The sequence below is a fragment of the Gilliamella sp. B14384G12 genome (assembly GCF_016101825.1).
Classification (GTDB): Bacteria; Pseudomonadota; Gammaproteobacteria; order Enterobacterales; family Orbaceae; genus Gilliamella; species Gilliamella apicola_N.
Genome location: NZ_JACFPU010000007.1, coordinates 63,537 through 89,024 on the forward strand (window position 1 = coordinate 63,537; position 25,488 = coordinate 89,024).

Annotated in this window: 22 protein-coding genes and 1 tRNA gene; 5 read left to right on the forward strand and 18 right to left on the reverse strand. The window is 35.3% G+C overall.

Translation table 11 applies throughout. The features are described from left to right. Window positions 1-22 precede the first annotated feature (22 nt). From H3S73_RS08580 to H3S73_RS13855, 5 genes are read left to right on the forward strand one after another with little or no spacing between them, the layout of a single operon-like run. Complete coding sequence (locus tag H3S73_RS08580) at window positions 23-4,051, forward strand: toxin VasX (protein ID WP_198236391.1); 4,029 nt, start codon at window positions 23-25, stop codon at window positions 4,049-4,051. A 15-nt stretch (window positions 4,052-4,066) separates the two neighbouring features. Next, entirely contained in the window at window positions 4,067-4,888 is an 822-nt protein-coding gene (locus H3S73_RS08585; protein WP_198236392.1) for a DUF6708 domain-containing protein, read from the forward strand. Window positions 4,889-4,940: 52 nt separating this feature from the next. Continuing rightward, a complete protein-coding gene (locus H3S73_RS08590; protein ID WP_198236393.1) occupies window positions 4,941-5,768 on the forward strand; it encodes a DUF6708 domain-containing protein in 828 nt (275 codons plus the stop codon). Between the two features lie 52 nt (window positions 5,769-5,820). Beyond that, window positions 5,821-6,633 (forward strand): DUF6708 domain-containing protein, encoded by an 813-nt coding sequence (locus tag H3S73_RS08595; protein ID WP_198236394.1) that lies wholly within the window; start codon window positions 5,821-5,823, stop codon window positions 6,631-6,633. A gap of 58 nt (window positions 6,634-6,691) precedes the next feature. Next, window positions 6,692-6,826: a hypothetical protein gene (locus H3S73_RS13855; protein WP_255519009.1), complete on the forward strand. Its 135-nt coding sequence runs from the start codon at window positions 6,692-6,694 to the stop codon at window positions 6,824-6,826. A gap of 407 nt (window positions 6,827-7,233) precedes the next feature. Here H3S73_RS13855 and H3S73_RS08600 read toward each other — a convergent pair. The 18 genes from H3S73_RS08600 to tyrA all read right to left on the reverse strand — a co-directional run bounded on the left by H3S73_RS08600 (window position 7,234) and on the right by tyrA (window position 25,403). Continuing rightward, a tRNA-Asn gene (locus H3S73_RS08600) sits at window positions 7,234-7,309 on the reverse strand. Between the two features lie 106 nt (window positions 7,310-7,415). Beyond that, window positions 7,416-8,006 (reverse strand): YiiX/YebB-like N1pC/P60 family cysteine hydrolase, encoded by a 591-nt coding sequence (locus tag H3S73_RS08605; protein WP_144092090.1) that lies wholly within the window; start codon window positions 8,004-8,006, stop codon window positions 7,416-7,418. After that, window positions 7,976-8,566 (reverse strand): biotin transporter BioY, encoded by a 591-nt coding sequence (locus tag H3S73_RS08610; protein WP_086326248.1) that lies wholly within the window; start codon window positions 8,564-8,566, stop codon window positions 7,976-7,978. The genes H3S73_RS08605 and H3S73_RS08610 overlap by 31 nt, the downstream gene beginning before the upstream one ends. Window positions 8,567-8,674: 108 nt before the next feature. After that, entirely contained in the window at window positions 8,675-9,307 is a 633-nt protein-coding gene (locus H3S73_RS08615) for an MBL fold metallo-hydrolase (protein WP_086326247.1), read from the reverse strand. A 20-nt stretch (window positions 9,308-9,327) separates the two neighbouring features. Beyond that, complete coding sequence (locus H3S73_RS08620) at window positions 9,328-10,716, reverse strand: MFS transporter (RefSeq protein ID WP_198236395.1); 1,389 nt, start codon at window positions 10,714-10,716, stop codon at window positions 9,328-9,330. Between the two features lie 126 nt (window positions 10,717-10,842). Continuing rightward, a complete protein-coding gene (locus H3S73_RS08625; protein WP_086326245.1) occupies window positions 10,843-11,808 on the reverse strand; it encodes a bile acid:sodium symporter family protein in 966 nt (321 codons plus the stop codon). Between the two features lie 44 nt (window positions 11,809-11,852). Beyond that, window positions 11,853-12,650: a TatD family hydrolase gene (locus tag H3S73_RS08630; RefSeq protein ID WP_198236396.1), complete on the reverse strand. Its 798-nt coding sequence runs from the start codon at window positions 12,648-12,650 to the stop codon at window positions 11,853-11,855. An 8-nt stretch (window positions 12,651-12,658) separates the two neighbouring features. Further along, window positions 12,659-15,859, reverse strand: coding sequence for an exodeoxyribonuclease V subunit gamma (gene recC / locus H3S73_RS08635; protein ID WP_198236397.1), 3,201 nt, complete (start codon window positions 15,857-15,859; stop codon window positions 12,659-12,661). A gap of 280 nt (window positions 15,860-16,139) precedes the next feature. Next, the gene (locus tag H3S73_RS08640) at window positions 16,140-16,565 is read right to left on the reverse strand and encodes a F0F1 ATP synthase subunit epsilon (protein WP_039128292.1); all 426 of its coding nucleotides are present in this window, start codon (window positions 16,563-16,565) and stop codon (window positions 16,140-16,142) included. 26 nt (window positions 16,566-16,591) lie between these two features. Next, window positions 16,592-17,974, reverse strand: coding sequence for a F0F1 ATP synthase subunit beta (gene atpD / locus H3S73_RS08645; RefSeq protein WP_025314341.1), 1,383 nt, complete (start codon window positions 17,972-17,974; stop codon window positions 16,592-16,594). Window positions 17,975-18,021: 47 nt separating this feature from the next. Next, window positions 18,022-18,891 carry a F0F1 ATP synthase subunit gamma gene (gene atpG, locus H3S73_RS08650; protein WP_025314342.1) on the reverse strand — a complete coding sequence of 290 codons (870 nt, stop codon included), beginning with the start codon at window positions 18,889-18,891 and terminating at the stop codon, window positions 18,022-18,024. Window positions 18,892-18,905: 14 nt separating this feature from the next. Further along, complete coding sequence (atpA, locus tag H3S73_RS08655; RefSeq protein WP_198236398.1) at window positions 18,906-20,447, reverse strand: F0F1 ATP synthase subunit alpha; 1,542 nt, start codon at window positions 20,445-20,447, stop codon at window positions 18,906-18,908. A gap of 11 nt (window positions 20,448-20,458) precedes the next feature. Then, complete coding sequence (gene atpH / locus H3S73_RS08660; protein WP_025314344.1) at window positions 20,459-20,992, reverse strand: F0F1 ATP synthase subunit delta; 534 nt, start codon at window positions 20,990-20,992, stop codon at window positions 20,459-20,461. A 13-nt stretch (window positions 20,993-21,005) separates the two neighbouring features. Continuing rightward, the gene (gene atpF, locus H3S73_RS08665; protein WP_065603189.1) at window positions 21,006-21,476 is read right to left on the reverse strand and encodes a F0F1 ATP synthase subunit B; all 471 of its coding nucleotides are present in this window, start codon (window positions 21,474-21,476) and stop codon (window positions 21,006-21,008) included. A 24-nt stretch (window positions 21,477-21,500) separates the two neighbouring features. Further along, window positions 21,501-21,731, reverse strand: coding sequence for a F0F1 ATP synthase subunit C (atpE, locus tag H3S73_RS08670; protein ID WP_034901511.1), 231 nt, complete (start codon window positions 21,729-21,731; stop codon window positions 21,501-21,503). A 36-nt stretch (window positions 21,732-21,767) separates the two neighbouring features. Further along, a complete protein-coding gene (gene atpB, locus H3S73_RS08675; protein WP_065603191.1) occupies window positions 21,768-22,550 on the reverse strand; it encodes a F0F1 ATP synthase subunit A in 783 nt (260 codons plus the stop codon). A 253-nt stretch (window positions 22,551-22,803) separates the two neighbouring features. After that, window positions 22,804-24,141, reverse strand: a complete 1,338-nt coding sequence (glmM, locus tag H3S73_RS08680; RefSeq protein WP_086325971.1) for a phosphoglucosamine mutase — start codon at window positions 24,139-24,141, stop codon at window positions 22,804-22,806. Between the two features lie 140 nt (window positions 24,142-24,281). Next, window positions 24,282-25,403, reverse strand: coding sequence for a bifunctional chorismate mutase/prephenate dehydrogenase (gene tyrA, locus H3S73_RS08685; RefSeq protein WP_086325970.1), 1,122 nt, complete (start codon window positions 25,401-25,403; stop codon window positions 24,282-24,284). Window positions 25,404-25,488 lie beyond the last annotated feature (85 nt).

Here is a 25,488-nt window from a genome sequence, read left to right on the forward strand (position 1 = left end):
AAAATAATAAGGAATAGCCAACATGCAAAAAGAAATAAATACCGCCAATCAAAATAAAAAACAAGCGGCTGGTAAATGTCCTGTATGTGAGCGGAAAGGGATTCCGGTGTTTTTACTGCGTCAGGCGGTAATTAAATTAGCTCCATTTGAAGGCGCAAAAAGTGATCTTGATTATCAATCGTTAGCTAATTATGCACAAAAAATAAACTTTAAAAATCGCATGCCTGACGAACAGTTAAAAGATTATGGCTATATTTTGCGTACCCTGCGCAATGGTTATGTTTATGTGATGCAACAAAAAGGGGATGATATTAATACACGAATGCTTGAAGCTTATGAGTGTATTGATGGTGCATTACGTTTAAAAGATGCTTATAGTTTAAGTGGTACAGAACCAAGACCATTATCAAAAGCGTGTTACAATGCCTGTCACTCCATTCCAGCTTCATTTATTAATTTAGATGATCGAGTCTATACCAATGCATGGGTAGCGTATGTATCACAACCTTGGTCTAGCGAAACAATTAATCAATATATTAAAGAACAAGACAAACTGGCACTGTCTCGTTTTACCCATATTGATATAACCAAATTGAAAGATGATCCCGATCAAGCAACTAACAATCGAGCAGTACCTTTTGCGGATATTTTTGGTAAAGCGGATGATACCGAAAGTGTCAGTAACGTACTTGAATTTAGAATAAAAAAAGACCCTTTGACAAACTTCAAATCGGCACATCCATTTGTCAGTCTTTATAATCAAAAACGTTTATTTGCCTACCATGTCAATCAATTATCAGATTCCTCATGTGGTGTCGTTGTGGAAGATACCTTTGGTATTGCTGAAGAGCTAAACTCTCAGCGGCTTTTGCATTTGCATATATTCAATGAAAAACCGCTGACCGATGACGAATTAAAACTTGCTGAAGAAAGTATTGATAATTTGGATGACATCGATAAAGAAACCAAAATTTATGAACAACGCGCCAAAAATATGCTCAAAACAATCAATCCATATTTGCAACAACGCTTTAAATATTATGAAGCTGGAATGTTAAAAAAACGGATGATATTTGAATTGATGACTCAGTACCGTCAGTCAATTGTAACGTCTTATGATCGTGAAATTGCTAAAGCAGAGGAAGAGATTGAAAAATTTGTAAATTCTGGTAATGATCATCATGTCTATAACGGTATTTCCGTATCAGAAGGAATGCGAGCTAGAATAGGCAGACTATCGTCAGACAAAAAGCAAGCATTAGACGATTTTGATGATTGTGTTAATCAAGATACAATTCAGAATTTTACTAGCGAATTAGAGTCAGCTTATAACGAAGTCGTTAATTATTGTCGAGAATGGTCACAAGATTATTATACTTATGTCCGCTGGTTGTTTGGTAAGCAAGAGTTTATATCGGACTATGGTGAAGCAAAACCAAGCAGTTTTAACCTAGTCCATTTTTGGCAACGTGAATTTGATTTTTCGGTTGAAACAGCCTTGATGGCGCATGTAACAGAAGTTACGCAAATACTATTAGATTCAACCCATTCAGAAATAAAATTTGCCAATGATAGCGCCTTGTGGGATGAGCTGCTTAGCAATCCAGAAAGTATCTATTACATTATTGACTATAATAATCCTAAAGGTATTGATCGTGATGAAGAAGTGTATGTTGAACTGACGGATAATCGACTGCTCAAACCTAACGATATAATATCAAATGTATTGAATTTTACACCTGTTGTAAATAAAGTAATTGAAGAAGTAAACAAAGAAGCACTAAAAAGAAAACAATATATATTAGAACAGAATAAAGCACAGTTAGAAGCTGAAATTAAAATCAATCAGCAAAAAATAGAACAACTGGAAAGCAAAAAAAAGAGTATTCCAGTCCATAATCAAACTGAAATTCAAGAATTGATAAAGGCAAAAAGAAAGTACAATGCTGAAATTCAAACATTAAATAAAGAGCTTGAAAAGGTTAATCAACAAATGTCAGAAATGGCTCAATCAAATGTGTCAAACTTAGGCCAGAGCGCTAATAGAAATGATTTATTAAATCATACCGCTCTTAAAAAGCAGGCTGTACTAATTAAAGACCAATTACATATACCTATAAAATCACAGTGGATGCGACTTAACGCTTTTGATCAACTAGCCAGAATCGGGGCGATGCCCGTTGAAATTAATATACAGATAAAACCTGAGAATATCGCTAAAATCCAAAATTTAATTACTCAAATGCAGCGAGGTTTTTTTAATCGAGGTCTTTATCATCCACACGAACAGGAATTTTTGCAAAATTTTGACATTGATGAAAAGGTAACCAAAACAGGTACAACTAAAACCAGAAAAGCCAAATTTACGCTCTGTTTTCCAGACAAAGTAACAAGAAGTTTATTTGTCGAGTTTATTAAGAAAACCAATGGGATATTAAAACCATACGAATTAAAAAAATTTATTGAAAGTGCGTATAAAGACTATTTTAAGCTAATTTATAAACAAAAAAATCTTCAAGCACAGCTTGAGAATGCAACCAAAAATAAAACGTCAATCAATGAAAAAATAAATCAAGGTAGTAGCAAAAATACTAGCAATAAAACCACAAAAATCAACCAAAAAATAGAAAAGATAGGAGATCTTTCAAACAAAAATAAAATTGATTTAGAAACTGTCATTAATAAAATTGAGTTAGAAGGCGTTAATAGCGAAATCAAAATTGGAAAAATAACATTTGCCATTAATCTGGCAGTGGATGCAATATCATGTGTTGTCACTTTGATGAATATAAAAGACACTCTCAAAGAGTGGGGAGTTGCTAAAGAGGGCAGTGGCGAACAAAAAGTAAAAGTACAACTAATAAAAGATGTGGTATCACTAGCTTTAATGAGTATTGATTTAACCAGTCAATATCAAAATATTAAACTCAATAAGCAATTAGAAAATGCTATTAATACCAATAAGCAAGCCATTCGTAGTCAATTAAAATTAAATACTCTAATTAATAAAACAGTTTCCAGAGTAACAGCAGTAATCACCGTTCTTGAAGCCATTGGTGAGTTAAAAAGTTCGTTTGATATGGTGGATATGGAGGATAAACAATATATTAAATCAAGGGTTGTTGGGGTGGTTCTTACTGTGTTTGGTTGTATCATAGCATTAGCAGGGACATTATTAACCATTATTGTTGGTGCTATTTTTATGATTGCAGGTGCTGTTGCTATTATGTTTAGTAAAAAATATGATAAATACACGCCTATTCAGCATTGGCTAAATCGTTGCTATTTTGGCAAACAAGCAGAGCTAAAATATTTAGACTATGACGCTTATCATGAAGAAGATCGCTATTCACACAGTGGTTTTGGTTTAGCACTCAATGACTATACTGTTATGATCTATGGCATTCAAACCTTTATTCGTAAGAAACCACTTTATAATGGTGCCCCTGTTGTGTCAATTGGTGATTCTGCCAATATGTTGCAGCAACATATCTATTTTTATGTGGATATTCCCGATTTTGCTAAAGCTAATTCTAACGAAGTGCTAACGGCTTCCATTCGTTTATATCTTTATAACTGGGAACATCTTGATAACCAATCCAGTGTGATAACCGATAAATATATCGATTTAAAATACCGCGTAACAACCAGCGGTATTGAAGTTTTAGAGATTAAAAATGGTTCTGAAACCGACAAATATATTTGCACCGATAAAAAAATGTTTTTCAATAAATATGAACTGCCGTCATTGATAAGCAAGTTTCCTTCCTCAACTGGGGAGCGTTATATCGATGAGCCAGCTGAATTTCAATTAACGCAAACTCTAGAGAATGGAACAAAAGTGATCGAAAGCAAACCAAAATTTAGTGATATTAAAAATGTTATGGTTAAACAGGGTGATAGTATTGACAGTGATGGGTTAATTATTAACAAATGGATTGCAGGCACAATTGGTGCTAATAGTATTAAAAAATACCATATAATCATTGAATATAATAACCGTGAAGCAGTCCCATTAATTATTACCAAAAAGTCTAACAAAATTAATTAACGAAAAGGAGCAACAATGCCATCACAATATCGTCCACAAATATTAGGCTGGATAGGGGATTTAGATAAAGGCTCAAAAAATATTTCAGGTGCCGATGATCGTTTACTGTATGCTAACGATAACTATTGCGCTTTCCTTCGCAAAACATCTTCTGATCAGGTATTTTATTTATGCATTTTTACTATAGTTTTTATTGGATTAATACCGACAATTTATTTAATTTTTTCATTACTATCTGATTTACTATATAAAAATGAAAGTTTAATGTCACTTATTATTATTATCGCACAAATTGCTTGCTTTCTTGCTATATATATATCCATACCCGAAATTTATCAAAATCTTTTTACACGTCGAGGATGCCCAATAATCTTTAATCGTAAAACCAATAAAGTGTATATTAATGAAAGTTATTTCTTTAATTTTACTTCGTTTAAAAATCCGATTCATTTTTTAAAGCCTAATAAAAAACGAATAAAAGAGTATGATTGGACCGATTTACATGGGGTTGTGGTGCATAACTTTTCCACCTATTCACTCAATACTACTATTTTAATGGTGTGTGAGCCGGGTACGCATAAAACTATTGACCATGTGCTATTAGATCCACTGCGTAATGGTATTGGTAGTTATCAGGTGTGGGGATGGGTCAATAATTTTATGTGCTTTAACGATCTAATTAGTTTAAACGACGGAAAATATACATGGGAGCAAGAAACACTTTTTAAAAAGGATATCATCCAAGATCAAGGCTGGCCAGAATGGATGGTTGAAGCGTTTAACGCCCTGTCGCCCGAACACCTTACTGAGATTAAGCAAAAATATCATGTGCAATAACTAGATTGCTCAAGAAATAAAAACAAAGCAAAAGGAAAAATTAGGAATAACAATGCCATCACAATATCGCCCACAATTATTAGGTTGGATAGGGGATTTAGATAAAGGCTCAAAAAATATTTCAGGAGCCGATGATCGTTTACTGTATGCTAACGATAACTATTGCGCTTTTCTTCGTAAAACATCATCTGATCAGGTATTTTATTTATGTATTTTTACTATTGCTTTTATTCTTTCAATACCTTTAATTTATTTATCTATAACTATAATTTTAGATTTAGATTTAGATTCTGATGAAAACACTTTAATATTTATCACTTTTATTGTTATGTTAATTGCTTCTTTTGTTGGATTATATTTATCTATTCCTGAAATTTACCAAAATCTTTTTACACGAAAAGGTAGTCCAATAATCTTTAATCGTAAAACCAATAAAGTGTATATTAATGAAAGTTATTTCTTTAATTTTACTTCGTTTAAAAATCCGATTCATTTTTTACAGCCTAATAAAAAACGAATAAAAGAGTATGATTGGACCGATTTACATGGGGTTGTGGTGCATAACTTTTCCACCTATTCACTCAATACTACTATTTTAATGGTGTGTGAGCCGGGCACGCATAAAACTATTGACCATGTGCTATTAGATCCACTGCGTTATGGTATTGGTAGTTATCAGGTCTGGGGATGGGTCAATAATTTTATGTGCTTTAACGATCTAATCAGTTTAAATGACGGAAAATATACATGGGAGCAAGAAACACCTTTTAAAAAGGATATCATCCAAGATCAAGGTTGGCCGGAATGGATGGTGGAAGCGTTTAACGCCCTGTCGCCCGAACACCTTACTGAGATTAAGCAAAAATATCATGTACAATAACTAGATTGCTGAAGAAATAAAAACAAAGCAAAAGGAATAATTAGGAGCAACAATGCCATCACAATATCGTCCACAAATATTAGGTTGGATAGGGGATTTAGATAAAGGGTCAAAAAATATTTCAGGTGCCGATGATCGTTTACTGTATGCTAACGATAATTATTGTGCTTTTCTTCGCAAAACATCTTCTGATCAGGTTTTTTATTTTTGTATAAGTTTTATTTGTACAATTGCAAGTATTTTTTTAATACCCTCGTTAAGTTATGCGCTTTCAAGTTGTAATAGTAAAACAGTTTACTTTTTATTATTAACATTTTTATTTTGTTTTATTTTAGTTTTATATCTAATGATTCCTGAACTATATCAAAATCTTTTTACACGTCGAGGATGTCCAATAATCTTTAATCGTAAAACTAATAAAGTGTATATTAATGAAAGTTATTTCTTTAATTTTACTTCGTTTAAAAATCCCATTCATTTTTTACAGCCTAATAAAAAACGAATAAAAGAGTATGATTGGGCCGATTTACATGGGATTGTGGTGCATAACTTTTCCACCTATTCACTCAATACCACTATTTTAATGGTGTGTGAGCCGGGCACACATAAAACTATTGACCATGTGCTATTAGATCCACTGCGTTATGGTATTGGTAGTTATCAAGTCTGGGGATGGGTCAATAATTTTATGTGCTTTAACGATCTAATCAGTTTAAATGACGGAAAATATACATGGGAGCAAGAAACACTTTTTAAAAAGGATATCATCCAAGATCAAGGCTGGCCAGAATGGATGGTTGAAGCGTTTAACGCCCTGTCGCCCGAACACCTTACTGAGATTAAGCAAAAATATCATGTGCAATAACTAGATTACTCAAGAAATAAAAATAAAGAAAAAGAAAAAGGAATAATTAGGAATAATAATGCCATCACAATATCGCCCACAAATATTAGGCTGGATAGGGGATTTAGATAAAGGTTCAAAAAATATTTCAGGAGCCGATGATCGTTTACTGTATGCCAATGATAACTATTGCGCTTTCCTTCGTAAAATGTAATGGTTATATCTAAGATTTGCTCTGTGATCTGAATAAAAGTATTTGGATTAGATTAAATAAAAAGATTGCCATATTGAGCACAAAACTGATAAAAACATAAATTATCGAGATCCATCTATTTTTTAACGTCAACTTAGAAGTTATTTTTATAAGCTAACGAGCATTTTTGTTCAAGAAGGTTGAAAGACACGTTCTTTCCCAATCACTGTATTCATTTAAGATAACAAAAAAGCGTGATTGATAATTTTATTTTTTAACATATTGAATAAATTTAATTATGGTATGGAGTAAGTAATTTTTATTTATTTATGATTTTTAAGAAATTTATTAATAATGAAAAGTTAGAATAATAGTAAGTGATAATTGAAATTTGGCATTTTTATGGTAGATAAAATGATGTGAGAAGTTGGCTCCTCCAACAGGACTTGAACCTGTGACATACGGATTAACAGTCCGCCGTTCTACCGACTGAACTATGGAGGAACCGAAATGTAGCGCGCATATTATAGATTTAATGGCGTTATGTCAATAGTTAATTATCTGAAATTTCTTTTTTGTTCAATTTTTAACTTATTATTGTTATTTAATATTATTTGAGTGTCAGGATTGTCTTAAATAGTTCTTTTTGTCTTAATAACTGTTGTGGATGTGAGCCGAGCTCTCCTTGAGGGATCGGTTGTTTTAATTCTCGATAATAATTGATCCAATAGGGGAGAATCTGGCCAGTGGTTAAATTCTTAAAATTCATAGGATAGAGTTTAAAATAGTTTTTACCTGATTCATACTTAAAAGCATAAGTAATAAGTTGACTACAGTAAAACCCTTTAGCATCTGAACGAAAACTGTGGTTATAGGGCAATCCTAAACAGTCTTGAACACGAATTAATGCATTTTTAATAACAACGTTATCGCTAATCGTTGCAACCACATTATATTGGGCGGAGCCTAAAAAAGATTTAAGTGGTTGCTTGATTACTCCATGCTTTTGGGTCGCCTCAATAACCAGATCATTGCCGATATATAAGCCGACATGGCTTATTTGATTAATTATATCGTTTGAACTAGGCAAAGAACCAGAATGAGTAATTGCCTTACTAAATTCGCTTTCCTCATTCTGAGATTGAAAAATGATATCGCCAACTTGCATTTTTATTGATGTTTTTTCGCGTGATAACGCCATAATGAAAACATAACACAAGTCGCAATGATAAACTTGAGCGCATCAACACCAACGAAAGGTAAATAACCCACTTGTAATGCTTCGGTAAGTGAAATATGAAAATAACCCATTAAATAAGTTACACCAAATACAAAGATTAATTGATGAGCGCAAGCAAAGGCGATTAATCCTAAAAGAAAACGACGATCATAACCTTTTTCGGCAGCAAATCCGGCGATATAAGCACTGAATGCATACCCATATAGGTAACCAGCAGAAGGTGATACTAGCGCCATAAATCCACCACTACCATTAGCAAACATTGGTAAACCGAGCGCACCTAAAAACAGATATTGAAGAATCGCTAATGCACCTAGTTTACGACCTAGACAAGCACCAATCAGTAAAACACCTAAAGATTGTAAGCTAAAAGGTACTGGGTATGTGGGAATGCTGATATTCGCCGCAAGGCCTAGCAATAGTGCTGCACTGGTGGTTGTACATAATTTGCGTTGCCAAGATGATAAATTGAACAGCGTGTTAATGAATGTAGGGTAATATGTTGTTAATTGTTGTTTCATTATTTTCTACCATTAAAAAATAAACAGTAGTGCCATAATAATACAAAAATTTATAATGTAAACTATTTTGAAATAAAAGAGTTTACATTATTGTTTTCAACATTTTAATTAAACTAAGAAAGGATTGGTCATTCGTTCATTTCCAAAACTTGACATTGGACCATGACCAGGAACAAATATAAAGTCATCGCCAAGAGGAAATAGTTTATGGGTAATTGATGAGATGAGATCGGCATGATTCCCACGAGGAAAGTCTGTTCGTCCAATACTGTTTTTGAAAAGTACATCCCCAACAAAAGCAATTTTATCTTTTACATTGATAAATACAATATGTCCAGGAGTGTGACCAGGGCAAAATAGGACATCAAGCGAGATATTGCCAATCTGAATTTTATCGTTCTCTTTTAACCAACGATCAGGTAAAAAACTTTCGGTATAAGGAAAACCAAATTGCATCGATTGTTGTGGTAAGGCAGTAAATAAGAACTCATCTTCTTGGCTAGGACCAATGATTTTGACATCATAGTGTTTAGCTAATTCAGCAGCTACACCAACATGATCTAAATGTCCATGTGTTAATAAAATTTTTTTAATATTAACCCCCAGTTTTTCAACTGCTTTTTTGAGTAATTCTGGCTCTCCACCGGGATCAATAAAGGCAGCCTCATTTGTTTCATCACACCAAATAATACTGCAGTTTTCTTGAAAATCCGTTACTGGAATGATTTGATATTGAAACATAATTGTTATCTCCTTGTCGCTTAATGCCGAGCCGTTAAATTCTCACCATCTTGTTTTTTCAATTGAGCAAAAATCATGCTTGATAGCATGGTTACAATACCCAGTATAACAAAGGTTAGTTGAAAAGCGTGAATAGTCGTTGTTGTGTAACCAAATAATCTTACCAATAAAGCACCAAAACCAGTACCAAAACTGATCGCCAACTGTTGATTGACGGCCATTAAACTATTGCCACTACTTGTGCTTTCTCCTTGTAAATTTGCTAACGTTATACTGTTCATTGAAGTAAATTGCATTGAATTGACGCCACCAATACAAAATAGCAAAATCCCTAATATCAAAAGTGGGGTAGTTAAGTTTAATAACGACATTAAAAGGATTAAAATTCCTGCCAAAATGGTATTTGCTATTAGCACGAAACGATAGCCTAAACGACCAAGAATCCGAGTAATAAAGAACCTTGTACAAATTGATGCAATTGCCATTGGCATTAGCATCATTCCAGCGAAAATTGCCGAATAACCGAATCCAACTTGTAGAAATAAAGGAATAAGAAAGGGCACACCAGAAATACCTAATCGACAAACTAAATTACCAATAATTCCTATTTTAAATGTTCTTATATCAAATAAAGAGAGTGGAAATAAGGGGGCTTGTTTCTTTTTCGCATAGCTGCGATAAATAAATAAAAAAGCAAGGCTAATGACAGCGAGAGCCAGAGGTAAATAATATTGTTGACCTTGATTTAAACATTCAACACTAAGGGTTGCACTAATAAAAGTAATAACGATAAATATAAATCCAAATGAATCAAAAGGCATATGTTCGCCTTTTATGTTCGGCATATATCTTAAGCTAATCATTACCCCAATAATACCAATTGGTAAATTAATAAAAAAGATCCAGTGCCAACTTACCATATCAACAAGGTAGCCACCTAAAACTGGTCCTAGTACTGGGCCGATTAACCCCGGAATTGTTGCTGTGTTTAACGCTGCTAGGAACTCATTACGTTTGAATGCTTTAATCAAAACCAAGCGTGAAACAGGTACCATCATTGATCCACCAATACCTTGAATCACCCTTGATATATCTAAAAAAACTAATGAATTGGATAAAGCACAAAGCAATGATCCTAAGGTAAAAAGTGATACGGCCATCACAAAAATATTTCGTGTGCCGAATTTATCCGATAAAAAACCACTTACAGGAATAAATAATGCCAATGTTAGCGCATAACATATTACTGCTGATTGCATGTTCAATGGTGATTCATTAAGGTCTTTAGCCATCGTTGGCAGAGCAGTATTTAAAATTGAGGTATCAAGTGATTGCATAAAAAATGCAAATGCGGCAATCCAAGGTAATATTCGATAAACAAAGGGCGGTAACTGTAATTCGCTATTCATTTTTTCAGCCTAAAATTGATTAATATGCTGGGGAGAGAAGGATCATAGTAAATCCTAAGGTCATACTCTCCTACACATGATTAATGAGTAAGAGAGAGAATGAATTCTATTTTACAATATTCACGATTAATTGTTAGATTTTTTCTTATTTTTAACGGGTTTCCCTTGCCAATAACCAGCCAAAATCGAACCTGAAATATTGTGCCAAACAGAAAATACGGCAGCAGGTAGTGCTGATAGGGCTGAAAAATAAGTAGTGCCTAGAGTAGCGGCTAATGCGGAGTTTTGCATGCCTACCTCTAATGACATAGTTCGACAAGTTGATTCATCGAAGCCAAATAATTTTCCTCCCCAATAACCACCTAGTAAACCAATGCCATTATGAATAATCACAGCAAAAATAACTGTTATACCAACTTGGCCAATTAGATCATGACTACCAGCGACAACAATACATATAATTAATAAAATACAGATCATTGACATCAATGGTAAAAATCGTTCGCATTTTTTTACAATCGAATGTAAGAAGTGGTGGACAATCAAGCCTAGAATAATAGGAATTAGAACAATTTGGATAATATGCACTAACATATTCCAAACAGGAACTTCAACAGTTGTACCAACGAGTAAAAGCGTAAGAATCGGGGTAACCACTACACCAACAAGGGTTGAAACCGACGAAATGGTCACTGACAGTGCTACATCACCTTTAGCTAGATAAATCATCACGTTGGAGGCAGTTCCACTCGCTACGCTACCAACTAGAACCATCCCTACTAATAACTCTGGTCGCATAGTAAATAACTTAGATAAGATTAAAGCGGTAAGTGGCATAACAATGTAATGCAGTAAGGTACAAATTATAACTGCTTTAGGCTTAGTCACAACTCTTTTAAAGTCATTAATACTTAACGTTACCCCCATAGTAAACATTACAAACATCAATAAGTGTGATGTATGTGGTTGTACTGGAACGAATGTATTTGGTGAAAAATAGGCGATTATTGCACAAAGAATTGCCCATAACGGAAATAATCGAGTAAGTGAAATGATGGATTGCACAAAAAGCTGACTATGACGTTGAGACATAAAGCACCACCTTGTGGCTTATTAAACTATTAATAATTAAATGGTCAATAGTGTATTTGGTTTTGGATTTTCATTTTATTAATTCTATTAAATAGCGTCAAGGTATTTGTTAGGATCGTTCTAGCGATTTGTTTAGAATTTTCAGTACGTAATTGACAAAGAATATTAAAAATATCGACAATGTTTTCTGGTCGATTTATTTGCCCTTGTCGACCACTTAAAGGCATATCGGGGGCATCGGTTTCTAATACTAGGCTTTCGAGAGGTAACTTTGCAATGGTATGGCGAGTTTTATTTGCTCTAGCGTAACTTATTACGCCACCTACACCAATATAATAGCCTAATTTAATAAATTGCATTGCTTGTTGATAGCTACCAGAAAAACCATGGATCACCCCACGACAAGGTAAATTAGCTTGATGTAATTCATGATAGATAACATCATGAGTTTTGCGAGAATGAATTAAAACAGGTAATTCATAACGTTTAGCTAAAGCCAGTTGAGCTCGAAAAAAAATAAGTTGCTGTTGCCAATCAACAGAAATGTCATATCGGTCTAAGCCGATTTCGCCAATGGCAACTAATTTGTTAGGAGAAGTACTAACGATATCCGATAATTTTTCAAGATCAGCATGGGAATGTTGATAGATAGGGTGTAAGCCCAGCGCAGCATAAAGTTCATCATACTGTTCAGTTAGTTTCAGAATTTGACTGAAATGATCTGCTGATACAGCAGGTATAATTAAACTGGCAATGTTAGCTTGTTGGATACGACTTATTGAGTTGTCTAAATCTGTAACAAAAGCAGGGAAATTGAAATGGCAATGCGTATCTATAAACATAATGCCTCCTATTCTACTGTTACTTGATGTAATAAAATTGGTAGTAAAAATTGTTTAGCAAAATGGATGATCTGTTCTATCAGTTCATCGGTTAATTCAGGATACAAACGTTCATAGTAACTGTCGCACTCGGGTGATTGAAATGCGCCACCTTGCCAAGTATTTATAAGCTGACTTTTAGCTCTATCACTAGCAACAATTTCACCAGTTTTTTTATTATAAGCCGAAGTTAACCAACTCCATGCACTTTGGATTGGCATTAATAAAGGTTGATTGATACCTTGCAAAAATCCTTCAACTAATGAGGTTAAGTAAGTTAATGCCTCGTTGGCTTCTAAATGCGAAAATCGCCATTCTTGCTCATCACGACCGTAAATGCGGCTTTGGTTATCAACATTCTCAGGGTATAAAATACAATAAACCAAATGATCTATCCATAATGAGATACCATCACGAATTGAGAGCTTTGAGGGTCGCCAAGTTAAAATACCATCGGCCTGTACATGTGTTAACCACCCCTGAAGTGGGTAATATTGCTTATTTACATCAATTGTTAAATTGACTTCCTCGCTGGTCATCTCTAACCGTTCTTGACGGATTTTATCTGCTAAAGATTGCATTGCTTCAGTTTGTTCATCATAAATGATCTCACCAAAAGCGCCATCAGGTAATTCACCCGTTAATCTTAATTGTTGATACAGAGCCTCTGAATCTTGGGCGGTTTGAGTAATTAAATGATTTAAAATTTGCACATTAAGTTGATAACGTTTTAAGCTATCAAGATTAAAGTTTTCGGCATCAGGTAAAGTATCATCAAGGTAACTGACATAAAAATTAAATCGTTTTTGTAAAAATAACCGGATAGAGTGCTGAAAGAATCGTTTTAATTCATCAAGATTAATATAATCAACACTTATAGCGGGTATTTGACTAATAAATGTTTGGCTTTCCCCTTTTTTCAATGCAGCCGGTAACCACTCATCAGCATAACTTTTCGGCTCTTGTAAAAAATTTAGAGGATTAAATGGCGTTCTGGTATGCAACACTCTTAAAAAATTGAGATTTTTTTCTAAACTTTTGGTTGATTTACCATAATATTGAACAATATATTCCCAAAGTTCATCAACCAGTACTGATGGGTAACGTTCGCTATTATCTTTTATATCCCGCCCGACATAACTGATGTATAGCTGATATTGTGTGGATAAAATAGCTTCTAAAAATAGATAGCGATCATCGGTTCGACGGCTACGATCGCCTCGCCTTGGGTATTTGGCGATTAAATCAAAATCCAGCGGTAGTGACGTTCTTGGGTAGTCACCATCATTCATACCTAGCAAACAAACTACTTTAAATGGAATGGATCGCATAGGCATCATAGTACAAAAATTGATTTTACCCACTAAAAAACGGTGTGCTAAATGATTTTGTTCTAAACGTGCCTGCATTGCATCATGTAAAACAGTGATTGAAATAAGGTCGGTAAACTGAGCTGTTAAACCACTATTAATTAATTGTTGCCATTCATCTTCTATCATTAATAAAATAGCATCGCGTTGCTGATTGTGCATAAAAAAATCATTAATTAATTCAAGGCAACAACCTTGCCAATCAGACAATGATTTTTCTTCATTTAAAATCGTAAACCATTTACGGACAACTTTAATAAACTCAGCTAATTGACCAATAAGTTCCGCATCTAATCCTGTTGCACCATCATAAGGTAAAATTTGTAACCATCCACCTTGTTCACTATTCATGGTATAACCCAGCAATAACCGTTCAAGGCCAAATAACCAGCTGTGTGCACTTTCAAGACCAAAGCGGATACCAGACTCAATAATCCAAGTTCGCAGTAATATTAATTGTGATTCATTTATGGAAAATTTTTCAGCTACGGCTGGAATTTCCAGTAAATTAAATAACTCTTCTGCGGTGAATCGACTATTTGGGAAGTTTAAAATAGCAAAAAAACCTTGTACGATGGGATCAATATTTCGAGCTTTTTGATCAGAAATGGTAAAAGGTAAATAGCGTTCATTACTGGCATTGCCAAAGACAGCACGAATATAAGGTACATAGCGATCAATATCTGAAACCATAACAATACAGTCGCGTAGTTCAAGATCGGGGTTTTCATCAAAAACAGATAATAGATAATCGTATAATACTTCGACTTCCCGTTGTTCACTATGGCAAGCATGGAATGAGATAGATTTATCAGAATCATCAATTTGTTTATCGTTTAAATCATTTTGATAAAGCTCTAAAATGTCTTGCTGAATTGCGTGCAATAGACATGTCCGTTCTTGATCAACAAATGCCTCAATATCCTGTTTACTATTAAATTCTTGCAATAAAAATAAATTGTCGCGGCCTAGTTTTCCCCACGAAGTTAATAGTGGATTAGGAATTTTATCGGGAGTATTTAAAATATCGGATAGTTGTTTTTCAACAATATCGCCCCAGTACCATTTACAAGGATTGTTAAACATCAAATGCACATCGATGTGTTGACCAAGTGCTGAGAGTAATGACAGATAAATAGGTGGAAGAGAAGTAATCCCAAAAATATAAACTCGTTTAGGTAAAGAATTTAACCGTAAACGATCAAAGTCTTTATCTAACAAAATATCTAATATTTGCTGATAAATATTGGCTCGGTGATAGGGTAGGCTGATTGAAATCAGTTGCCGCCATAATTCTGCTTGCCAAATTTCATCAGGATGATGATTTAATTCACTTACGGTTTGATTGGCTTCCCATTTTGCTAACCAATCTGGACGATATACCAAATATTGGTCAAATAATCGTGCTATCCGCGTTGCTAATTGATAGTTTTTGCGTTCTTCTTTATCAATATTTAGATAATGTTTGATTGTCTCAAATTCAGGTCGTTCAATGATCTTAGGCAATAAATAGTATAAACGCCAACTCATTGATTCAACGTCATAGTTATTTTCAGTTGGTGAATCCGGTAAAAGGGTTTGATATATTTGCCAAATAAATTGACTGGGAAAAGGAAAATCGACATTGGCAAGAATACCAAGATCGTTGGCCAATTCAATTTGTAACCACTGTGCCATACCTTGGCTTTGTACAATTATCATATCGGGCGTAAAAACCTGTTCTATGGGGTCTCTACGCATTAATTCACTGACTAGGGACTTGAGTAAATCGACTTGATTTGAATGATAAATAGTAAACATAGTTACATTAATATTAATATAAATTAGTCAGATTATCGCTGATTGTTATAAATAAATCTAGCTACGATTAGGTTGTGCATTTTTACAGCTAAATAATTTTATAAAATCCAAATAGATTTTAAAAAAATGTTAAGGAATATTTTTAAGATAAAAAATCGTGATTTTTAGATAGAATTTTTTTTAAATAAGTAGTTAAAAAAGCAGTTAAGTAAAAATTAAAAAGGTTACAATTTATTAAGTTGTAACCTTTTATGAGTTTATCTAGTAATTAACGTATTTTTTATTGACCCATGCGACGAGTTAATTCAATAACACGAATTTTTGCCAAAGCTTTTGATAGTTCAGCCGATGCTTGAGCAAATGTCATGTCATCACTTGGGTGATTAATATGTTCTTTTGCTTGTCTGACTGCTTCTTGTGCTCTGGCTTCGTCTAAGTCTTCACCACGAATTGCCGTATCGGCTAAGATTGTGACGATATTGGGTTGAACTTCTAAGACGCCACCAGAAAGGTAGATAAACTCTTCTTCACCATCCGCTTTTACAATACCTACCATACCCGGTTTAATCATTGTAAGTAGAGGAGTGTGACCTGGGTAGATCCCAAGTTCACCTTCTTGACCTGTGACTCTGATTCGCTGAACATCACCCGAAAACAGGTGAGATTCAGCACTAACAACTTCTAATTGATAGGAAGTTAGTGCCATAATACTATCTCCGTTCAATGAATCTCTTAGAGAGATTTAGCTTTCTCAATTGCTTCGTCGATTGAACCAACCATATAGAATGCTTGTTCAGGAATGTGGTCATAGTCACCGTTCATAATTCCTTTAAAAGCACTGATGGTATCTTTCAATGGTACATATTTACCAGGAGATCCTGTAAATACTTCTGCAACGAAGAATGGTTGAGATAAGAATCGTTGAATTTTACGTGCACGTGCAACGGTTAATTTATCATCTTCTGATAATTCATCCATACCAAGAATTGCGATAATATCTTTTAATTCTTGATAGCGTTGTAAAATTGACTGAACGCCACGAGCACAATCATAGTGTTCTTGACCAACAACAAGTGGATCTAATTGACGGCTGGTTGAATCTAATGGATCCACCGCAGGATAGATACCTAATGAGGCGATTTGACGACTCAATACGATTGTTGCATCTAAGTGAGCAAAGGTGGTTGCTGGCGATGGGTCAGTCAAGTCATCGGCAGGTACATATACCGCCTGAATTGAGGTGATTGAACCTGTTTTAGTTGAAGTGATACGTTCTTGTAATAAGCCCATCTCTTCTGCTAATGTTGGTTGGTAACCTACCGCAGATGGCATACGACCTAATAATGCAGATACTTCAGTACCTGCTAAGGTATAACGGTAAATATTATCGATGAATAATAATACGTCTTTACCTTCGTCTCGGAATTTTTCAGCCATGGTTAAACCAGTTAACGCTACGCGTAGACGGTTTCCTGGTGGCTCATTCATCTGACCATATACTAACGATACTTTATCAAGTACGTTTGATTCTTTCATCTCATGATAGAAGTCATTACCTTCACGGGTACGTTCACCCACCCCAGTAAACACTGAGTAACCAGAGTGTTCAATAGCGATATTACGGATTAATTCCATCATATTAACGGTTTTACCCACACCCGCACCGCCGAATAGACCAACTTTACCACCTTTAGCAAATGGACAAATTAAGTCGATAACTTTGATACCTGTTTCAAGTAACTCAGTTGAGTTAGCGAGTTCTTCATAAGTTGGTGCTGCGCGGTGAATTGCCCAACGCTCTTCCTCACCAATTGGACCTGCTTTATCAACAGGATCACCTAGTACGTTCATAATACGACCAAGTGTTTTAGTACCTACGGGTACTTCAATACCGTGACCTGTGTTTACTACTTTAAGTCCACGTCTTAAACCATCAGATGATCCCATTGCGATACAACAGACAACGCCACCACCTAATTGTTGTTGAACTTCCAGAACTAATTTTTCAGTGCCAGTTTCCACTTCTAATGCATCATATACCTTCGGTACTGCATCTTCTGGGAATTCGACATCAACCACCGCACCGATGATCTGGACAATCTTTCCAGTAGCCATTTTTAATCCTCTACGTCTTTTTCTTAACTATAAGCCAATATTTAGCACTAACCTGAAACAGCGGCTGCACCGGATACAATATCAATCAATTCATTTGTGATAGCACCTTGACGTGCTTTGTTATACACAATTTGTAATTCATTAATTAGGTTTGCACCGTTATCTGTTGCTGCTTTCATGGCCACCATTCTTGCCGCTTGTTCACTCGCTAGATTGTCAACCACAGCTTGATAGACTTGTGATTCAATATAACGACGTAAAATCACATCTAATAGTGATTTAGCATCTGGCTCATAAATATAATCCCACGATGAAGCTTTAAGTGCTTTATCTTCTGATGGTGGTAATGGTAATAATTGCTGTATTGTTGGTTTTTGCGACATAGTATTAATAAATTTATTAGTAACAATATATAATTTATCAATATTACCTTTGTCATATGCCTCAAGCATTGTTTTTACCGGTCCAATTAAATCGGATAAAGTTGGTTCATCACCTAAATTCGTGACTTGTGTTAAGATGTTTGTTTTTACTGATGAGAAAAATGAAACACCCCGAGAACCAATTAAAGCAACATCAGCTTCAACATTTTTTTCCTGCCATGCTGACATATCAGCAATGACAGTTTTGAAAAGATTGATATTTAAACCACCGCATAAACCACGATCGGTTGAAATGATAAGATAGCCAACTCGCTTTACATCTCTTTCTTCTAAATAAGGATGCTTGGCGCCTATCTGAGCTAACGCTAAATGTCCAATTACTTCACGAATCATTTCAGCATATGGACGACTTGCTGCCATTCTATCTTGCGTTTTACGCATTTTAGAATTGGCAACCATTTCCATCGCTTTAGTGATCTTTTGCGTACTTTGGATACTGGCAATTTTTGTTCTAATCTCTTTTGCATTAGCCATTTTTTACCTCACCCTTACCAAGTTTGAGTTGATTTAAAGCTTTCAAGTAATTCTTTTAACTTACTTTCAATCTCATCATTGTAATTACCCGTTTCGTCGATTTGTTTGACAAAATCAGCATATTGACTATGGGCATAAGCAAGGAGTGCCGTTTCAAATGGTAATACTTTAGCGAGTTCTACATCTTCAAGATAACCACGTTCAGCAGCGTAAAGTACAATTGATTGCTCAGCAACAGTCATAGGAGAGTATTGCTTTTGTTTCAATAATTCAGTTACTTTTTCACCATGACTTAATTGGTTTCTTGTTGCTTCATCTAAGTCAGAAGCAAATTGTGAGAACGCAGCTAATTCACGATATTGTGCAAGTGCCGTACGAATACCACCTGATAATTTTTTCATTATTTTGGTTTGCGCAGCACCACCAACACGAGAAACCGAAATACCCGGGTTAACCGCAGGGCGAATACCTGAGTTAAATAGGCTTGTTTCAAGGAAGATCTGACCATCAGTAATTGAAATTACGTTAGTTGGTACGAATGCCGATACGTCACCAGCTTGTGTTTCGATAATTGGTAATGCTGTTAATGAACCTGTTTTACCTTTTACTTCACCTTTAGTAAATTCTTCAACATAAGCTTCGTTAACACGAGCTGCACGTTCAAGTAAACGAGAATGAAGATAGAATACATCACCAGGATATGCTTCACGTCCAGGTGGGCGACGAAGTAATAACGAAATTTGACGGTAAGCAACCGCTTGTTTAGATAGATCATCATAAACAATTAATGCATCTTGACCACGATCGCGGAAGTATTCACCCATGGCACAACCCGCATAAGGTGCTAAATATTGTAATGCAGCTGATTCAGATGCTGAAGCTACAACAACGATAGTATTTTTTAATGCACCATGTTCTTCAAGTTTACGTACTACGTTTGCAATAGTTGACTGTTTTTGCCCAATTGCTACATAGATACATTTTACACCCGAATCACGTTGGTTAATGATTGCATCGATTGCTAATGCTGTTTTACCTGTTTGACGGTCACCGATAATAAGTTCACGCTGACCACGACCAATTGGAATCATTGAGTCGACGGCTTTATAACCTGTTTGTAATGCTTGATCGACTGATTGACGCTCGATAACACCTGGTGCGACAACTTCAACCGGCGAAAATCCATTATGTTGAATTGAGCCTTTGCCATCGATAGGTTCACCAAGTGTATTGATAACACGACCTAATAAGCCTTCACCAACGGGTACCTGTAAAATACGGCCAGTACATTGTACTTTCATCCCTTCCGATAAGTCTTCGTATGGTCCCATAACCACCGCACCGACTGAGTCTCGTTCTAGGTTTAATGCCATTGCATATCGATTACCAGGTAATGCAATCATTTCGCCTTGCATTACATCGGTTAATCCGTGAATTCGAAGAATACCATCACTTACTGAGATGATTGTTCCTTCATTGTGAGCATCACTCACAATATTGAACTGAGCTATCCGCTCTTTAATTAGTTCACTTATTTCAGTTGAATTTAGCTGCATTATCAGTCCCCTTAAGACTGTAGAGCGTCATTTAAACGATTTAAACGCCCTCTGATACTACTATCAATAACCATATCGCCCGTACGAATAATAAAACCAGAAATGAGCGATTTATCTATATGACATTTTAGTTTTACTTTTCGTGATAAACGTTTTTCGACAGCGATAGAAATTTTATTAAGTTGTTCGCTAGTTAGCTCATTAGCCGAAATGACATCAACATCTGCTTGAGCATCTTTATCTAAACAATATTGTTCAAACAAAGTTAAAACTTCAGGAAGAAGTGATAATCGTTTGTTTTCAGCCATAACTTTAATAAAATTAGTGCTAAACTCATCTAATACATCTTTACAGATGTTGATGAGTAAATTAGCCACCGAATCAGTTTTCATATCAGATGTTAGGATACTTCTTACTTGTGCATCTTTGCTTACTTGAGAAGTTAATACCAACATTTTATGCCATGATTCGATACTGTTTCTTTCTACCGCAAAATCAAAAGCGGCTTTAGCATAAGGACGAGCAATTGTAATTAAGTCAGCCATTGCTCTATTCTCCTTATAATTCAGCTACGAGTTTATCAATGATGTCGCTATTTGCGGCTTCATTAACAGAACGTTCAATAATTTTTTCTGCACCGGCAATAGCGAGTGTAGCGACTTGTTGTTTAAGCTCTTCTCTAGCGCGTTTGCGTTCAGCTTCTACTTCGGCAAGTCCTTGAGCAACAATACGTTCTTTTTCGCGGATCGCTTCTTGTTGTGCTTCTTCAAGAATGATAGCTTTGCGTTTGTTTGCTTGCTCAATAATTGCATTAGCCTCTACCTTAGCCTGTTGCATTATGTCAGATGTATTTGCTTTGGCTAATTCCAAATCTTTTTTTGCTGTTTCTGCTGAAGCAAGACCGTCTGCTATCTCTTTTTGGCGTTTTTCAATCGCATTAATAACAGGTGGCCAAATAAACTTCATGCAGAACCAAACAAACAATACAAATGTAATTGCTTGGCCGAGGAGAGTTGCGTTCATATTCATGAGACGATTCCTCTTAAAAGTTTATTAACCGGCAACAGCAAAAATAACATAAAGTGCAATACCCACACAGATCATTGGAATTGCATCAACTAAGCCCATAACGATAAAGAATTGGGTACGTAACATAGGCATTAATTCAGGTTGACGAGCGGCACCTTCTAGGAATTTACCACCTAGTAATCCAATACCAACTGCACCACCAATTGCAGCTAATCCCATCATTATGCCCGCGGCTACAAATAACATACTATCCATTATATACTCCAGTTTATTATCAAAAAAATATTGAAATTAGTGATCTTCCGTTGCCGATGCCATTGCTAAATAGACGATCGTCAACACCATAAAAATAAAAGCTTGTAACGTAATAATTAAAATATGGAATATGGCCCAAGGTAATGAGAGTATCCATTGTGACCACCAAGGTAATAGTGCAGCAATTAAGATAAAGATAAGTTCACCAGCATACATATTACCGAAAAGTCGAAGTCCTAAAGAAACTGGTTTAGCTAATAAGCTAACAAGTTCAAGGATTAAATTGATTGGCGCAAATGCCCAATGATTAAAAGGATGAAGTGTATATTCTTTAATAAATCCAGAAATACCTTTGTATTTAATTGAATAAATTATGATAAGAATAAATACGCCTAATGACATTGACATTGTGATACTGACATCTGCAGAAGGGACGACTCTTAAATGCGAAAGACCTAAATATTGTGCAGCGTAAGGTAAAAAGTCTACTGGAATGAGATCCATTAAGTTCATCAAAAATACCCAAGTAAACACAGTTAAGGCTAACGGCGCAATGAGTTTATTTTGACCAGTGAACATGTCTTTAACGGTGTTATTAACAAATTCAAAGAGCATTTCTACTGCACATTGCAATTTACTTGGTACACCACTGGTAGCTTTTTTAGCTACGCGATGAAATATCCATAAAAAGATAACACCAAGTACAATTGAAAAGAACAACGAGTCCAGATTAAAGGTCCAAAAACCAGAACCTACTTGCAAGTTCTCAAGATGATGCTTGATATAAGCTTGTGGTGAAGCTGGAGAGGAAACTGACATAAAACCCTCTTACCTTATTCCTAAAATTTAAAAATACTGCTTACATTCCTTTCAATAAAGATATAAGCAATCGCTGTAATAATTCGAAGCTACTATTTTAAACCTAATTGCCTATAATAAGTCAACCTTTGATTAACTAAATTAAGAATTTAGACACTTTTTACTAAATTTGTGTAAAGAATAGCAACTTTATAATGTCACTTTAGTAGAAATAATCCCCTATTAATCGCCAAATTAATAGGGATAAAATAAGCTAATTTGATGCTTTAACTGCTTCAGCGATTTGTTCTGCCAGTTTTTGTACTTCAGCAGCATCAATACCTTCAACCATGACGCGAATAAGTGGTTCTGTTCCTGATTTACGAATCAAAACACGTCCATGAATACCAAGTTGTTTTTCGGCTTGTTCAATGGCTAATTTGACATCGGGGTTTGTTAATGGATCGTGTTTTTCAGCAAATCGAACATTGATTAATACTTGTGGCATCATGGTCATACCACTACATAAATCAGCTAATGACATGTTATTGCGAACCATTGCGGCTAATACTTGTAAACCCGCAATAATACCATCGCCAGTGGTGGTTTTATCTAATAATAAAACGTGACCAGAGTTTTCAGCGCCTAAGCGCCAATTTTTTTCAAGCATTTTTTCAAGTACATAACGATCACCAACTTTAGCGCGTACAAATTGAATACCCAAATTTTTAAGTGCGATTTCAAGTCCCATATTACTCATTAATGTGCCAACAACGCCACCTTTTAATTGACCTTGTCTTAATGCTTCACGAGCAATAATATAAATAATTAAATCACCATCAATTTTACGCCCTTTATGATCAACCATGATAATGCGATCACCATCGCCATCTAAGGCAAATCCTAAATCGGCTTTTTCATCAATAACGCATTTGGCCAATGCTCTAATATCTGTTGCACCACAATTATCATTGATGTTAACGCCATCGGGGTCACAGCCTATCTTTATCACATCTGCACCAAGTTCACGTAAAACTTTAGGAGCGATGTGATAAGTGGCGCCGTTAGCACAATCGACGACTATTTTTAAACTGGCTAAACTCAAATCATGATCAAAGGTGCTTTTACAGAATTCAATGTAACGACCTGCCGCATCGGTAATTCGGCTTGCACGTCCGAGTTGTATGGATTCAACGCAGTCGATCTCTTTTTCAAGCTGAGCTTCAATTTCTAATTCGATTGCATCATCGAGTTTCTTGCCTTCGGTCGAAAAAAATTTAATACCATTATCATAAAATGGATTATGTGATGCTGAAATAACAACGCCGGCATCAGCTCTAAATGTTCGTGTTAAATACGCAATAGCTGGCGTTGGCATGGGACCAGTAAATGCAGTAGCAACACCCGCCGAAGCAAATCCGGCTTCAAGTGCTGATTCAAGCATATAACCAGAAATACGGGTATCTTTACCAATTAATACTTTTTTTACCCCATCTTTAGCAAGTATACGACCTGCTGCCCACCCTAGCTTAAGCGCAAAATCTGGTGTGATAGGGTACTCTCCAACTTTGCCTCGAATCCCATCAGTGCCAAAATATTTCCGATTAGACATTTTATTCCCTCACACTAAATTTTATTGTGGTCTACTTCTTAAGTATAAAATCGTAATTTAAAAATTATTTTAACTAGACGTATTGTTTATAAGCTTTTTTGTAAAAAAGTTTGAGGTTAACTATACGTTTGAGTATAAAATCATTCCCGATTATCATTAGCAAATTTTAGTAAAACCTGACTTTCTTTAATAAAGCGCTGAGCATAATTACCAAACCACTCGGTGACATTATTAAAATTCTCAATAAATTTTACTTTGTCGCGTTGCTCAATTAATTTCACCATTTCTCCGAAGCATTGATAATAACGTTTGATTAGTTCAATGTTATCATCAGATGCCATAATAATATCGGCATAAAGCACCGGATCTTGTGCAAACAATCGACCTACCATCATTAATTCTAATCGATAAATAGGGGAGGATAACGCAATCAGTTGTTCTAAATCGGCTTGTTCTCGCTGTAAATTTACGCCATATGAAAAAGAGGTAAAATGGCGTAAAGCTTGAATAAATGACATGCATTTATCATGCTCTTTGGCATCAATTGCACATAAATTGGCTCCCCAAATGCGCATTTGTTCAATTAACCATTGATATTTATCTGGCTCACGCCCTTCACAATAGACAATAATCTGTTTTGCTAAATTTGGTACATCAGGACCAAACATTGGGTGCAATCCAACGACAGGGCCAGGATGCTTTTTGAGCATAGCTTCAAGAGGTTTGACTTTTATTGAGGTAAAATCGGTTAAGATACAATCCTTAGGCAATGGCGGTAATTGATCGATGATTTCGCAAGTTTTGTTAATTGGTACTGTCACAATCACGGCCGCTGCATCAGCAACTATTTCGGCTGCTTGATGCATAGTTTTAGAACCTAAAGTTTTAACATGGTAACCAGATAGGGTGAACAGACGAGCAAACAATTTACCCATTTGTCCATTACCTCCAACGATAACGATAGAACCTGAACCGGTATAGACCTTTTTAAAACCTTTGTCATTTTCACTTATGTATGATTCACGCATTAAACGGCGTAATATATCTTCAATTAAAGCAGATGATACACCAATATTTTCAGCCTCTTTTCGTCTTTGGGCTAACATTTCTGCTTCACGTTTAGGATCGTAAATAGGAATACCGTGTTTGCTTTTAACATCGCCAACTTCGGCGACTAAAGCTAATCGTTTATTAATTAAAGATAAAATTGATTTATCGACTTCATCAATTTTATCGCGCAAGGCAAGTAATTCCGTAGACATATTCGGTTATTCCTTTTCTCACAAATGATAACTGTTTCTGTAATAGCTTAACAGTATAACGTATTTTTGGTAGGATGGGACTATT